A 13339-nucleotide genomic window follows, 5' to 3' on the forward strand; every position below is an offset into this window, starting at 1 on the left:
CGCTATGTCCTTCACCCATTCCCGCAGTCGCCCGGCGCACTTTGCCGCAGCCACCCTCGCGACGGCGGTACTGCTCACGGGCCTGTCTGTAACGAGCGCCCACGCCGAGCCCTCACCCAGCGTGCCCCCCGGCAGCACCACGACATCGCCACCCCCCGACGTCGACTCCAACTCACCCGGTCTCAAATTGGGCGACGGGGCGACTCTCGCTCCAGCCCGCGTGATCGACATCAAGTCCGTAGTCGAAGACCTCGGCGGCGAGGAGCGGCGCGAGGACACCAACTCCGATGTGAAGTTCGCGCTTCAGGCCGAGGTCCTCTTCGGTAGGGACAGCGCGAAGCTCAACCGGGAGGCTGCGTCCCGTATCAAGGCCATCGCCGACGAGATCATCGCTCAGAAGGCCACCAAGATCCGGGTCTTCGGCTTCACCGACGACCTCGGCTCGTACGAGCACGGCAAGGTGCTGTCCAAGAAGCGCGCGGACGCCGTTCAGCAGCAGCTGAACAAGTCCCTCGACTCCACCGTCACGTTCGAGATCCGCGGTTACAGCGAGGACTATCCGATCGCCGACAACAACTCGGAAGAAGGCCGCAAGAAGAACCGTCGTGTCGAGGTCTCGTTCCCGCGCGGCGAAGTCCCCAACACCGGCGCAGACTCAAGCTCCCAAAGCTGAAGCTGACTCTCGCGGATGAGTGAGCGACTTGCCGGCGTCAGGGTCATAGAAGACGTGGGGCTGCGGTCGGTGTCCGCGAGTGGGCGCAGACCGCAGCGATCTGTGCCCGGCCCCGCGACCCGACTCCCGCGATACGGCGAGGCCGGCGCCCAGAGCGCGTGAGCGCGGCGGCTTGCGGGTTGTCCGCTGTGCTCAGACGCCGACGGCTCGGGGCACTCGATCGCCGCAGAGCTTGTTGATGCCGTCCACGTCCGAGGTGACGACGATCCGTGGCCGCCCGGTGTACCCCAGCACCGTCGCTGCCCAGACACGGGGGCCCGGCCGCGATCCGGCTCGTGCGAGGAGCGCCGCACGCGTTCGCTGTGGCTGCTCGCGGCGTTGGTCGAGGACTGCGGTGGCGATTGGGGCTCCATGGGCTCCGCCAACACCCAATCGCCGTATCGGGGCACCAAGTTCTGGGCGGTCCTACCTTGTGCCGGGCTCGACGCCTCTGTGCCGCGTTCACGTTGGTGAACACGCCCTCCCGCGCCGCAGGCACCCCTGCGGCGCGGTTCGTGGTCAGTCAGGGGCGGTCTCCAGGCACCGGTGCGAGACCGTCGGCCACCAGGCCGGCCAGTACCGCTTCACCGAGCGCGTGCACCGCCGACTGCGGGCGGACCATCACCGTGAACTCCTTGATCAGGCCCGCGTCGTCGACGTGCAGCAGGTCGATGCCGTGGATCGCCTTCCCGTTCACCACGGTACGGAAGAGCAGGACCGCCGAGGGGGCTTCATCGCCATCCGTGCTCGTCTCCGCCGTGCCGTCGTACTCGCCGACGTAACGGAAGTCCTCGAAGGTGCGCAGTAGGACGCCGAAGAGCCCCATCACCTGCTGCTTGCCTTCGAACGGCTGGAACTTCACCGGGCTGTAGAGGCGTACGTCCTCCGTGAACAGCCCGTCCAGCGCCCCGAGGTCCCCCTGCTCCACGGCGGCGCGGAAGCGAGCGGCGGCGGCAGTGGCAGTGGTGGTGGCGCCAGAGGTAGCGGCGGGGCCAGTGGTCTCGGTGGTCTTGTGTCGATCACTCCTCCTCATAGTCATCATTTTGATTAGTCACTTTCTTGGCTAGGATGATGCGGGAGCGTACGACGAAAAGAAAGGGGCCCGCATCGATGGCCTTGCGACATGCCGTGCTGGCCGCGCTGCTGGAAGGCGACGGCAGCGACGGTGACGGCCGCGGTGAGTACAGCGGGTACCAGCTGGCCAAGGCGTTCGACATCGGCGTCGCAAACTTCTGGCACGCCCTGCCCCAGCAGCTCTACGCCGAGCTGGCCAAACTGGAGAAGGAAGGCCTGGTCGCAGGCCGGCAAGTGGTCCAGGAGACGCGGCCCAACAAGCGCCTGTTCCGCGTAACCGAAACCGGTCTCGCCGAGCTCGAAGCCTTCGCCGCCGCCGCGTCGAAACCCTCCTTCATCCGCGACGACCTGCTGGTCAAGGTCCAGGCCGCCGACTCCGTCGACACCGGGCCGGTGATCGAACAGCTTGAGGAGCGGGCGTCCCTCGCCGAGGCCAAGATCGAGCTCTTCGGCAAGGTGCTGCGCAAGATGCGCGGCGAGCTGGACGAAGAGGAGTTCCTACGCCGGGGCGAACGGATCGGCCCGTACCTCACCTGCCTGCGCGGCCTGGCGCTGGAGCGGGAGAACCGGGAGTGGGGGCTGCGCGTCGCGACGGTCCTGCGGGAGAGGCGGGCGGCCGATGTCGAGCGGTGAGTGTGTCCCCTGCGAGCCGTCGGGGCTGTCCGGGGTGCCCATGCCGTCGGGGCCGTCCGTGCCGTACGGACCGTCTGATCCGGTTGGACCGCCCGTGCCGCCCGGACCGTCCATGCCGCCGGGACCGTTCGCGCCGCCCGTGTCGTACGGACCGCCCGCGCCGTACGCGCGTTACGTCGCCCTGGGCGACAGCCAGACCGAAGGCCTCGGCGACGGTGACGACGTCACCGGCCTCCGCGGCTGGGCGGACCGCCTCGCCGGACACCTCGCGGCCGCCAACCCCCAGCTCCAGTACGCCAATCTGGCCGTACGGGGACGACTCGCCGGTCAGGTGCACGCCGAACAGCTGGCGCCGGCTCTGGCGCTGCGGCCCGACCTTGCGACGGTCGTCGCCGGGGTCAACGACCTGATGCGGCCGAAGTTCGACGCCGCTGAGGTGGTCGGTCACCTGGAGGCGATGTTCGCCGCCTTGACCGCCGCCGGGGCCTGCGTGGTGACGGTCACGTTCCCCGACATCGGCGAGATCGTGCCGCTCGCCAGGCCGCTGCGTTCCCGCGTGTACGCCCTGAACGCGGGCATTCGCGCGGCGGCCGCCCGCCACGGCGTCACCGTCGTAGAAACCGGCGGGCATGCCTTCGCCGTCGACCCGCGCATCTGGACCGCGGACCGGCTCCACCTCAGCCCTCTCGGCCACGAACGGTTCGCGGCCGCAGCGGCCCACACCCTCCAGCTCCCCGGCGCCGACGACGTATGGACTCATCCGCTGCCTCCGCACTCCGCCCTCGCCGGTTGGCGGGCGGCGCGCGCCGAACTCCGGTGGGTCGCCGCCCATCTCGGCCCCTGGCTGGGGCGGCGACTGCGCGGCCGGTCGTCCGGCGACGGGCGTACGGCGAAGCGGCCTCAGCTGCTGGGTGTGAGCCCGCCGACGTAAGCCGGAAAGGGGATTCACGCGGTTGTCAGGTGATGCCCAGGACTCCTTGCCGTGGAGCCGGCGCTCGAGCAGAGCGCCGATCGCGTCCGCGGCATTCTCCACGCTGCCGCGCCACTGGGGTCGGGGTCGGGTCGGGGCTCGGGCTGTGGGGCGTCGGCGGTGCCGCTGACGGGGCGAATGCGGGGGGTCGGCGGCCACGGCTGGTCATGGAGTCATGGAGTCGCTGGTCGCGGCTTTCCACTACGGGCTGGGCGCGTGCGTGCCGGAGCCGGGCATGCCGGTACGGGGTGACTTGGCCACCCACGTAGGTAACGCCTGTGCGGTGCCCCCTGCAGCCTCACACTCACGGCGGGCGGCGGGCGGCGGGCGGCAGGCGTGGCGGTTCTGGGGCGTTGGTTGTTTCTGGCGTGGGGGCCGCCTTTGGTGAGGGTGGCGGCCCTCGGGGGAGCCCACGGGGAAACTCCGGCATCTTGTCAGCGAACCTGGTCGCTCTTCGGCCCGATGCCTTTGATCCTGGTCGGAGTTCCGTCCGGGGCGAATGAGTGGTGGAAGGTGAAGGCGTGCGGCGCGGAGCCGTGGTCGTGGAGGTGTTCCAGCCTGGAAACCCCGTCCTGCCAGGTGGGTATCACGCCGTCGGAGACCCACCAGAACACGTAAGCCGGGTGTCCTGTCCTCTCGAACCAGTCGTAACGCCTGTTGAGCGCCTCACGGTGCAGACCGGTGTAGATGGCGTCGAAGGCGGGATGCAGGTCGGTCCAGAGTGAGAGGGTCGTGGCCAGGGCGGTGGTTTCCACCGTATGGCCCTTGCCGTACCAGGTCGGTACGGCGAACTCTCCCCATGCACCCCAGTCCAAGTCGAAGTGTGTGCCCCGGTCGCCGTCTGCCGCTTCAGCACGGGCGAGGTATCCGGGGTGCTGGCTGATCTTCCGGTAGATGGCCTCGCCGCTGTCGTGGAACTCGCGCGTGAGAGGTGCGGGATCGGCGAGAGGTGACTTCAGGACGCCGAATGTGTACAGAGCAAGATGGGGCATGCGTCTCTCCCTGGTTTGGGGTGCCTGGTGTGGCCCTGGTTCGGTGGCTTGCGCATAGGGGCGAGGATTCGTGGGGCGTGACCACCTCGTCCCGTCGCGGGTGGCTCAGCCTGAAAAAACCCTGTGCGACCGTGAGCGACCGCCGAAGACCAGGTGAAGGTAGCTGCCTCCGCGGGCCATGTCGAAGTTGCGTTTTCCCTGCCCAAGTGGCCTCTTGCACAGGACATTACGGGGGCTGGGGCGGTGACGGGCGGGGCAGGCTGCGGGGAGCCAGTGATCCACTTCGGCCGATCGGTTCGCCCGCCATGCCCGTCCGCACCCCTGTCCGATAGCCCCGAGTGCCGCCGAACGCATGCGGTTGAAGAAGATGGCCTACGGCCACAAGACCGAGCACCGGCTGCGGGTGCGTGCACAGGTGGTGCTGCACGCCGCGCATGGACGCTCCAACGCATGCATCGCCCGGGAGACGGGGCTGCATTTGGACACCGTGCGCCGCCGGCGTGGCCGGTCCGCCCAGGCGGGCCTGCCCGGGCTCAAAGACCGTCAACGCTGCGGCCGTCCCGCCTCGTTCACACCGCTGCAGGCCGCCGAGGTCAAGGCGCTTGCCTGCCGGCTGCCTGCCGAGAGTGAAGTACCGCTCTCACGCTGGTCGTGCCCGGAACTGGCCCGCGAGGCCGCCCGGCGGGGCATCGCCCCGATCATGTCGGCGTCGACCGTGCGTCGCTGGCTGGCCCAGGACGCGCTCAAGCCCTGGCAGCACCGCTCCTGGATCTTCATCACCAGCCCCGGCTTCCGGCTGAAGGCCGCCCGTGTGCTGGACCTGTACGCCCGCACCTGGGGGGCGAACAGCTCGGCGATGACGAGTACGTGATCAGCGCGGACGAGAAGACCTCCATCCAGGCCCGGTGCCGCTGCCACCCCACCCTCGCCCCCCGGCAACGCCAGGGCGATGCGCGTCAACCACACCTACGGACGCGGCGGTGCCCTGGCCTACCTCGCCGCCTACGACGTCCACGCCGCGAAGGTGTTCGGCCGCACCGAAGAACGCACCGGCATTGTCCCGTTCATGAACCTGGCTACCCAGGTCATGAGCCAGAAACCCTACGCAAGCGCCAAGCGCGTGTTCTGGATCGTCGACAACGGCTCCTCCCATGGCGGTCAGAAGGCGGCCGACCGGCTCACCGCGGCGTTCCCGAACACGGTCATGGTCCACACCCCCGTGCACGCCTCCTGGCTCAACCAAGTCGAGATCTACTTCTCTGCCCTCCAGCGAAAGGCCCTCTCGCCCAACGACTTCACCGACCTCACCGACCTCACCGACCTCACCGACCTCACCGAGGTCAGAGACCGGCTCCGAGCCTTCGAAGACCGCTACAACGCCACGGCACAGCCGCTCCAGTGGAGGTTCACCACCTCCGACCTGGACGATCTACTGGCCAGGCTCGACCGGCACACCGTCGATCACCACGAAGAATCCTCTGCCGCATCGGCAGCGTGAACAACTCCCGAAGGATTTACGGCGCCGACCACTAAGCGGCTGCGGGAACGGCCGTTGGTGCAGCATCCCGAAACTCGACGTACACGCGCACCCACGCCGGTGGGCGGCCGACCGCCGGGGCCGACCTGCGGACCGTCCCGTCTGCGGGTGGGGCGCGTCAGTTGAATGGGGTGACTCGGGCGGGTGTGGTGTCCACCCCTACCGGTGGTCGGCTGGGCTACAAGCACGTTGCTGGGTTTGGTGGGTGGAGGGGCGTCCAGGGGTGTGGTTCTGCCGATGGCTGCGGCGCGCCTGCGACCAGCAGGCCGCCCCGTCAGCGACAACCAACCCCGGCAAGCCCGGGCGGCCTTTTGCCCCGCCGTCCCACCCACGCCAGCCGCACTACCCACGCCAGCCGCACTACCCACGCCAGCCGCACCATCCGCCCGGTCCGCCCGGTCAGTGGGGCCCGCCGTGGGCCGAAACGCTCCCATGATGACTGGAAGGGATACGGCTGGGACGGTTGGGACTAGAGGGGCGTTGGGATTCGTCACGTGTCGGGTTCGTTGCATCCGCCTGCGCGAGGCGGCAGGTGAGGCGACCGGATCGTGCAGAAAGCGAAAGCCGGACCGCCGCCTCGGCCGTGACGGGGGCAGAAAGAGCGCCTCGGCCTGGCCCAAGCCCGCCGAGCCCCCTCCCCCTCCCCCTTCCCCTCCCCCGCAAGCCACTGAACCGGCGACCGACAACCACCACACCAAGCCCACCAGTCACACCCGCCGAGCCGACCGCCCCAACAGCAGCCCGGTTCGACCCCACCGCGCCTGCGCGTGGGTCGAAACGCTCCCATGACGGCTGGGAGCGATACGGCTGTGACGAGTGGGGTCGGAGAGGCGTTGGGGCTCGTCAAGTGTCTGGTTCGTCGCGTCCCAATGGCCGGTACTTGTTCGTTGTGCGCCCGAAGTTGGCGAGTCTCCCTCCCCGTCGAGGGCCGCACCAGCCGCACCAACAAGACCGGCCGTCCTGCCAGCCGGTCGTTGTCGCCGTCCTTGTGGCTCGGGTGGGTTGAAAATCTCCCGCGATGGCTGGAAGCGAGACGTGCGCCCCAAAACGTGGGCCAGGTGCGCGCCGCTGGTCGGCCGCGCTGCGTGTGCGTCTGGTTTGGGGGATGGTGCACCAACGGCCGTCGCCGCACCCGCTGAGACTGGGGCCGAGCCGCCCCCTAGGCCGTTCGCGCCCCACCCATCAACCCGACAGCCACCAAACCCACCCGCGCCCCTCTCCGGAGCCCCCGTGCAGGGCGTTTTTTCTTGGGCCGTCCCCTGTTGAGCGTTAGCGGTGGGTCGGGGTGGCGGGTCAAGGGTGGAGCGAAGCGAAATCGCCGCAGGCGACGCGACCGTAGGGAGCGCCCTTGACGCGCCGCCCCGGCCCACCGACACTCGAGCGCTCGGGACGGCCCGAAACCCCCAGAAGCGGACTGGGCAGTGCCTCTCATCCGCCCCTGCCCAGGCCCAGGCCGTCGCCCCCGCACCGCTCCCTACGGCCCCGCTCACCCCTCCACCGCTCCCCGCCCTTCCCCAGCACAAGTGCGCTGCGGATCGCCTCGATCATTGCGTCCGGGTGGCGGTAGACGTCGATCGCGGTGAAGCGCAGCGATCTGCGGATGGCTTCGCACAGGGTGAGTTCGTTGAAGCGTTGGACGTCACGACGGTGGGCCTCTCGGTCGCCGTGGTACGCGTAGCCCTCGATCTCGACTGCCACGCCCTCGGCCCGGAACAGAAAGTCGACCGACCGGCGCCTGCCGCCTCGCGGTCTGACCTGTGCCTGGGGTTCAGGGTGCAAGCCCGCGTCGTGCATGCGCAGACGGGCGACGGTCTCGGCAGGCGAACCACTTCTCCGGTCCGCCAGCCCGAGCCGGGCGCGCCCCGTCCGTACACCCCGGCGTGGTCCCGATTCCAAGGCGGTAGCGATCGCTCCGAGGTGCGTGAAGGCGGGGCGTCTCGCCCTTGGGTCGGTCGGCAATGGGCGGATCGACACCGCGGACTCGACCGCGACCAGCGCCTCCTCCCTCGGGCTCGTCCGCAGCAGGTCCACAAGCGTGCGAGTGACAGTCGTGACGCGGATGCCCGAGACGTACGCCGTAGTTCCTTCCGGCAGCGACGTCCGGTGCACCCGCGCCTGCGGCGGCAGCGCGTACGACGACTTCCCGGAGGTCGTGAACTCCAGCCCCCACTCCCAAGCGGCCGTCGTCGTCCACGGCAGTTCGATCTCGTGCAACCACGCCGCCGTTCGGTGGCTCGCGACCAGTTGCGGGTGTGCCAGCTGGATCGCCCGTAACCGCACCATCCGGTCGACCGCCAGGCCCGGCTCCGCCCAGCTTCCTCGGCGGACCTGCGTCCAGCCGTCCCGTCTGAACAGACGGTTGAGACGGGACGGCGTCCAGCCCAGCTCCGTGGCTTGGCGCGTCAGCAGGACGCCGTGCTGACGCTGGGCCAGTGCGGTCAGCGAGACCAGTTCCCCCGTGGTGCGAGTCATGTCGTTGAGGTTCCCAGCCGGCCATCGACCTCGCGACCCCTGTGGAAAAGTCTCGGCTGTCCCGCATCGCGGCCGGTCAGTGGGCATACGACGACACCCAGGTCACGACAGCGACCGGATTGCGGACCGCCTTTGGGCCCACAGGCCCAGGCGCTCACGACCCGATCGTTGTTAACGTGCGTGCGTGCGTTCAGTGGTCGTACGAACGGGAGCGGTGAGACGTGAAGGCACGTTCGGTACGTTCGGCTCGGAAGACGGCGACGGCGGTCACCGCAGCGGCAGTTCTGTGCCTCTCAGCGGCCTGCGGCGGGGCGTCCACCGACGCCGGCGGCAAGAACGACACGGGGACCGAGGCGCAAGCAAAGCCCGCCGCGTCTGCCACCGCCCCCGCCACCGCAGCGGCTCCCGCCCCCGCCACCGACAAGCCCGTCATCAGTACTGGCGAGACCCTGAGTGAAGGCGAGTTGAAGAAGGTCGCCCTGGTGAGCGGAGACGTACCGGACTTTGCCGTTACGCCGATGCAGGGAGCCCACGAAACCGGTACCGAACGAGCCGCGCAGCCCGAGTGCCAGCCCCTCGCCGCCGTCATCAACGGCGCCCCCGAGCCGGCCCCGTCCGCCACCGTCCACCGCACGCTCATGGACGAGTCGGAGGAGGGCAGTGACGACCAGACGGTCGTCACCGAAATCCTGACCTCGTATCCCAAGGGCAACGCGGCCGCGGTGCTCCGAGGCGTCAGCCAGGCCGTCGGGGCATGCGTCGGCGGCTTCAGGACCACGGGCGGCGACGGGCCCTCCATCTACACCGAGGTGAAGGAACTGCCCGCGCCCAAGGCCGGCCAGGAAGCGCTCGCGTACCAGGTGACCGGGTCCTTCGAGGGGGCCAAGGTGCCACTCGTCTTCCAGCTCGTACGGACCGGGTCGACGGTAGTCATCTTCTACGCCGCCAATTTCATCGACGCGAAGACGCCCGAGATCCCCACCCGGCTCGCCACGACCCAGGCAGCCAAACTGCCCTGACACCCTGACACCCTGATGGCCTGATCCCCGGGTTGCCCGACCCGGATTTGAGCCCGGGTTGGGCCCGTGGGCCCATGCCCCGTGAACAGGTGTTCCGTACGGTCGCGGGCATGGCACTTCACTTCGGCCGGTCTCGCGGAAGTCGTCAACAACCACGCACAGAGGCACGCCTGTTGGGTCTGCGCAAGGCGCGGTCGGGGCAGGCGGGGCAGACGACGCTGGAGTACGCGGGACTGGTGCTGGTCGTCGCCGCCATCATCGGTGCGCTGGTCGCCACCGGTCTCGGGCAGACGATCTCCCAACAGGTGGGCGCGGCGGTCTGCCGCGTCACCGGGGGCGGGGACTGTGGTGGCGGTGGTGGCGGCGACCCGCAGGCGCGGGACGACGGCGGCGGACAACCCGTCGCCGACGGTGACGGAGACAGCGACGGCGACGGCGAAGGCACCAGGTCTCCCGAGCAACTTGCCTATGAGAAGGCCCTGGCAGAGCTCCAGGACGCCAAGAACGCCGAGCAGAGCGACACCCAGAAGGCCGAACAAGCGGCAAAGGAACTCGGCAAGATCCTCGCCGAGGAGCTCGGCATCACCGACGCCGTCGACTGCGTCACCAAGGGCAACGCCGGAGCCTGCACGGACACCCTCATCAACGTTCTGACCAGCCTCATCGGCGGAGCCGTCGGCAAGCTCGCGGCGAAATACGGCGCGCCGTGGAAGTGGAAGAAGGCCGCCGAGCTCGTACGGAAGCTGAAGAAGCACGGCGACGAGCTGTACGACGGCCTCACCGGCATGGTCAAGAACCGCAAGCGCGTCAAGGAAGCCCAGGACAAACTCGACGACGCCCAGCGCAAGCTCGACGAGAAGAAGCCCGAGAAGCCCGAGAAGCCGGACCGGCCCGACAACCGGCCCATCACCTGCGCCGCCGCTCACAGCTTCCTGCCCGGTACTCCGGTGCTCCTCGCCGACGGCACGCGCATCCCCATCGAGACCGTACGTATCGGCGACCGCGTCACCGTGACTGATCCGGCCAGCGGCGTGACGACCAGCCGCCGCGTCACGAACACCTTCACGACGTACGACGACAAGGACTTCACCCGTCTGACCATCCGGACGCCCGCCGGGCTCCGGGCCGTCACCGCCACCGACACGCACCCGTTCTGGCTGACGGGCAGTGGCGCGTCGGCGCACCGCTGGGCCGACGCCGGCGACATCAGGACCGGCGCGAAGCTCCGCGCCCCGGACGGCGCCGCCCTGCCCGTCATCGCGGTCGCGCACCACACCCGGCGGCAGACCACTCATGACCTCGCCGTCGCTGAAATCCACACGTATTACGTCGGTGTCGGCAGCCAGAACGCCCTCGTCCACAACAACGACTGCGTGGACAAGGAACTCCTCGACGAAATGAAGGAGACCGGCGTCAAGTTCGACCCGGAGAAGGTCATCAGGGCCGAACGCAACGCCGATGGCAAGATCGTGTTCCTGGAGGAGGGCAACTCGCGGGCCGGCCTCAAGCACATCATCGAAGAGCACGCCGATGATTTCGAGCGGAGTGGAATCGCCCGGGAGGACATCCCCGACCTGGTAATGCAGGCTGCGACCAAGGGCAAGAAGGTCGGTACGCAGGGCAAGGGAGACGGGCGGCCCATCTACGAGGTCGAGTTCAAGGGGCAGAAGCGAAGGGTTGCGGTGACGGTGGGTAACAACGGGTTCGTCGTCGGCGCCAACCCGAAGAGTGCGGGATAAGTGGGATAAGTGGGATAGCCGAAGGTTGCGGAAGGTGCAAGAGGTGCAAGAGGTGCAAGAGGTACGACTGGCCGCCGACTACGACTGTCATCCGGTGTGGGTTCGCGGCAGCGACGGCATCAAAGACAACATCGAGCCCGGGGAACTTCCGGTCGATCAGCGCCTCGCGGAGGACTTGGAGCGCTGGGGCGACGCGTACGACGCCACGCTGAACCGGGACGACCCCATGGCGTCCGGCTTCCCGAGCCCACAGGACGAGACGGAGTTCGCCGAGCGCGGCGCGGTGCTGGCGCGCGAGCTGGCACGGCAACTGGGGGCGGCTTGGCGGGTCACGTATTACGATCCGCGGCTGGCCATGGATGTGCTGTACGGACCGGAATAGTGCGGCGGAGCCTTTCGCTCCGCGTGAGGCGCCCTGCCCCCGGGGGCAGAGCCCCGGTTCGGGAAGGTGCCGGGTGGGGCGTGGAGGGGGGCCGGGCGCAGTGTGGTGGGGAAAAGAAAACACCGCCGCGCACCGGCTAACACACGCCACCACCACTCGGCGGCCCCGCCTCTGCCTGCACGTCCCCGTCCCCGCCCCCGCCCCCGCCCACGGTCACGCGCACCCGCGCGCCGGCCCGCACCCCCCACCCCCGCATCACACCCGCCTCCGCCTCCAGCACATGCCGTGCTCGCCGCCGCAGCAGGCCGAGTCGCCGTGGGGGCATCGTGCGTACGGCGACCACCCGGAACTTGCGGTCCAGGTACGCCACATCGATCGCGAACCGCATCCCGAAGGTGTGCACGCTGCTCGCCGGGCTGAGCATCATCGCGCCCACGATCCCGTCCCGCCCGAGCAGCCCGCGCGTCCGCGCCCGCGCCGAAGTCGCGATCTCCAGTGGCACGGACCGGCCCTCGCCGCCCTCCACCGTCAACGTCCCTGCCCCGTCACGCCATTGCCCCATGGCGCCCGACGGTAGCGAACCCATCGCCACCGCGCCCGCCCGGCGAACGCACCCGCCACTCCGGGCCCGCCCCGGCGAACGCACCCGCCACCGCGCCCGCCCGGCGAACGCACCCGCCACTCCGGGCCCGCCCGGCGAACGCACCCGCCACTCCGGGCCCGCCCCCGCGAACGTACCCCCACTCCACCCCCGCCCCCGCCAACACACCCCACTCCACCCCCGCCCCCGCCAACACACCCCCCTCTGGGCCCGCCCCCGCCCGCGATGGGCCCACGGGCCCATGACCCGGCCCCCGGCCCGTCCTAGGCTGCGCACTGTGTACGACGCCCTGCCGCTGATCGCGGCCGCCGCCCTCTGGGGCGCCGCCACCGGACTGCTGGTGCCCCGTGCCGCCTACCGGCTCGCCGTCGAGCCTGAGCAGGCGTGGCGTGCGGCCTGCCCCGCCGGGCATCCGTTCACCGGCCCCGTTCGCGGCTGGCTCGGCACCGCGCGGTGCGCGCGGTGTGCGGCGGTGGTGGGTGCGCCGACCACGTCGGTACGCGACCCGGCCGGCGCACCGCGCGACCGGCCCGCCCCACCCGTGCCGTACGCGCGCACCTTCCGCCCCGCGGTCGCCACCGCCCTCGCGTGCGCGCTGCTCGCCGCCGGTACCGGGGCCAGGCCGGAGCTCGGGGTGTGGCTGCTGCTGGCGCCGTTCGGGGTGCTGCTGGCGGTCGTGGACCTGCGCGTGCACCGGCTGCCCGACGTACTGACGCTGCCGCTCGCCGCCGCGACCGCCGCCCTGCTCGGCCTGGCCGCGCTGCTGCCGGGCAGCGGCGGGTCCTGGCCGGCCGCGCTGCTCGGCGGTGTCGCCCTCGGCGGCGGCTACTTCCTCCTCTTCCTGATCAACCCCAACGGCATGGGCTTCGGCGACGTCAAACTGGCCGTCGCCCTCGGGACCGCCCTCGGCTGGTACGGATGGCCGGTGTTCTTCGCCGGGGCGTTCGCCGGGTTCCTGCTCGGTGCGCTGTACGGCGTCGGGCTCGTGATCCTGCGGCGCGCCGGGCGCAGGACCGCGATCCCGTTCGGCCCCTTCATGATCACCGGGGCGCTGGCGGGGCTCTTGCTGGGTGGACTCGGCGCTTCTGCCGTCTGAGAGGGCGCCTGAGAGAGCGCCCGAGAGGGGCTGAGCGCGCGCGCCGACCACGCAATCGTGAGAAGTTGCCATGAGACGCACGCACGCACGGACGGGCGGCACGGGATGCCGC

Annotated in this window: 13 protein-coding genes; 9 read left to right on the forward strand and 4 right to left on the reverse strand. The window is 70.0% G+C overall.

Translation table 11 applies throughout. The features are described 5' to 3' along the window. Window positions 1–4 precede the first annotated feature (4 nt). Window positions 5–673: an OmpA family protein gene (locus tag AC1P0E_RS21840; RefSeq protein WP_482743820.1), complete on the forward strand. Its 669-nt coding sequence runs from the start codon at window positions 5–7 to the stop codon at window positions 671–673. Window positions 674–1235: 562 nt separating this feature from the next. On the opposite strand, the gene AC1P0E_RS21845 is transcribed toward AC1P0E_RS21840, so the two are convergent. After that, window positions 1236–1745 (reverse strand): nuclear transport factor 2 family protein, encoded by a 510-nt coding sequence (locus AC1P0E_RS21845; protein ID WP_482743821.1) that lies wholly within the window; start codon window positions 1743–1745, stop codon window positions 1236–1238. A 77-nt stretch (window positions 1746–1822) separates the two neighbouring features. Here AC1P0E_RS21845 and AC1P0E_RS21850 point away from each other — a divergent pair, with 77 nt between their 5' ends. Together AC1P0E_RS21850 and AC1P0E_RS21855 are read left to right on the forward strand one after the other, a co-directional pair. After that, window positions 1823–2419 (forward strand): PadR family transcriptional regulator, encoded by a 597-nt coding sequence (locus tag AC1P0E_RS21850; RefSeq protein WP_482743822.1) that lies wholly within the window; start codon window positions 1823–1825, stop codon window positions 2417–2419. Between the two features lie 112 nt (window positions 2420–2531). Next, window positions 2532–3350 carry an SGNH/GDSL hydrolase family protein gene (locus AC1P0E_RS21855; protein WP_482743823.1) on the forward strand — a complete coding sequence of 273 codons (819 nt, stop codon included), beginning with the start codon at window positions 2532–2534 and terminating at the stop codon, window positions 3348–3350. Window positions 3351–3823: 473 nt separating this feature from the next. Here AC1P0E_RS21855 and AC1P0E_RS21860 read toward each other — a convergent pair whose 3' ends face one another. After that, the gene (locus tag AC1P0E_RS21860) at window positions 3824–4381 is read right to left on the reverse strand and encodes a DUF3291 domain-containing protein (RefSeq protein ID WP_482743824.1); all 558 of its coding nucleotides are present in this window, start codon (window positions 4379–4381) and stop codon (window positions 3824–3826) included. A 352-nt stretch (window positions 4382–4733) separates the two neighbouring features. Here AC1P0E_RS21860 and AC1P0E_RS21865 point away from each other — a divergent pair, with 352 nt between their 5' ends. Continuing rightward, window positions 4734–5252: a helix-turn-helix domain-containing protein gene (locus AC1P0E_RS21865; RefSeq protein ID WP_482743825.1), complete on the forward strand. Its 519-nt coding sequence runs from the start codon at window positions 4734–4736 to the stop codon at window positions 5250–5252. A 78-nt stretch (window positions 5253–5330) separates the two neighbouring features. Beyond that, window positions 5331–5879, forward strand: a complete 549-nt coding sequence (locus tag AC1P0E_RS21870) for a transposase (RefSeq protein ID WP_482743826.1) — start codon at window positions 5331–5333, stop codon at window positions 5877–5879. 1467 nt (window positions 5880–7346) lie between these two features. Here the strand turns inward: AC1P0E_RS21870 and AC1P0E_RS21875 are convergent. Continuing rightward, a complete protein-coding gene (locus tag AC1P0E_RS21875; RefSeq protein ID WP_482743827.1) occupies window positions 7347–8390 on the reverse strand; it encodes a hypothetical protein in 1044 nt (347 codons plus the stop codon). A gap of 221 nt (window positions 8391–8611) precedes the next feature. On the opposite strand from AC1P0E_RS21875, the gene AC1P0E_RS21880 reads away from it, so the two are divergent. From AC1P0E_RS21880 to AC1P0E_RS21890, 3 genes are all read left to right on the forward strand, one after another. After that, window positions 8612–9409 (forward strand): hypothetical protein, encoded by a 798-nt coding sequence (locus AC1P0E_RS21880; RefSeq protein WP_482743828.1) that lies wholly within the window; start codon window positions 8612–8614, stop codon window positions 9407–9409. A gap of 110 nt (window positions 9410–9519) precedes the next feature. Further along, window positions 9520–11148: a polymorphic toxin-type HINT domain-containing protein gene (locus AC1P0E_RS21885; RefSeq protein WP_482743829.1), complete on the forward strand. Its 1629-nt coding sequence runs from the start codon at window positions 9520–9522 to the stop codon at window positions 11146–11148. Between the two features lie 43 nt (window positions 11149–11191). After that, a complete protein-coding gene (locus tag AC1P0E_RS21890) occupies window positions 11192–11530 on the forward strand; it encodes a hypothetical protein (RefSeq protein ID WP_482743830.1) in 339 nt (112 codons plus the stop codon). Between the two features lie 136 nt (window positions 11531–11666). Here AC1P0E_RS21890 and AC1P0E_RS21895 read toward each other — a convergent pair whose 3' ends face one another. Then, window positions 11667–12092, reverse strand: coding sequence for a DUF192 domain-containing protein (locus AC1P0E_RS21895; RefSeq protein WP_482743831.1), 426 nt, complete (start codon window positions 12090–12092; stop codon window positions 11667–11669). A 280-nt stretch (window positions 12093–12372) separates the two neighbouring features. Between AC1P0E_RS21895 and AC1P0E_RS21900 the strand changes: the two genes are divergently transcribed. Then, window positions 12373–13227, forward strand: a complete 855-nt coding sequence (locus AC1P0E_RS21900) for a prepilin peptidase (RefSeq protein WP_482743832.1) — start codon at window positions 12373–12375, stop codon at window positions 13225–13227. The last annotated feature ends 112 nt before the right edge of the window (window positions 13228–13339 follow it).

It is taken from the genome of Streptomyces sp. TRD_SC_5, assembly GCF_056836825.1.

Coding starts and splice junctions, on each gene's coding strand:
- AC1P0E_RS21855 (WP_482743823.1), top strand. CDS start 2,532: ATGCCGCCGGGACCGTTCGCGCCGCCCGTGTCGTACGGACCGCCCGCG.
- AC1P0E_RS21870 (WP_482743826.1), top strand. CDS start 5,331: ATGCGCGTCAACCACACCTACGGACGCGGCGGTGCCCTGGCCTACCTC.
- AC1P0E_RS21900 (WP_482743832.1), top strand. CDS start 12,373: ATGACCCGGCCCCCGGCCCGTCCTAGGCTGCGCACTGTGTACGACGCC.
- AC1P0E_RS21865 (WP_482743825.1), top strand. CDS start 4,734: ATGCGGTTGAAGAAGATGGCCTACGGCCACAAGACCGAGCACCGGCTG.
- AC1P0E_RS21875 (WP_482743827.1), bottom strand. CDS start 8,390: ATGACTCGCACCACGGGGGAACTGGTCTCGCTGACCGCACTGGCCCAG.
- AC1P0E_RS21885 (WP_482743829.1), top strand. CDS start 9,520: ATGGCACTTCACTTCGGCCGGTCTCGCGGAAGTCGTCAACAACCACGC.
- AC1P0E_RS21850 (WP_482743822.1), top strand. CDS start 1,823: ATGGCCTTGCGACATGCCGTGCTGGCCGCGCTGCTGGAAGGCGACGGC.
- AC1P0E_RS21840 (WP_482743820.1), top strand. CDS start 5: ATGTCCTTCACCCATTCCCGCAGTCGCCCGGCGCACTTTGCCGCAGCC.
- AC1P0E_RS21860 (WP_482743824.1), bottom strand. CDS start 4,381: ATGCCCCATCTTGCTCTGTACACATTCGGCGTCCTGAAGTCACCTCTC.
- AC1P0E_RS21895 (WP_482743831.1), bottom strand. CDS start 12,092: ATGGGGCAATGGCGTGACGGGGCAGGGACGTTGACGGTGGAGGGCGGC.
- AC1P0E_RS21845 (WP_482743821.1), bottom strand. CDS start 1,745: ATGAGGAGGAGTGATCGACACAAGACCACCGAGACCACTGGCCCCGCC.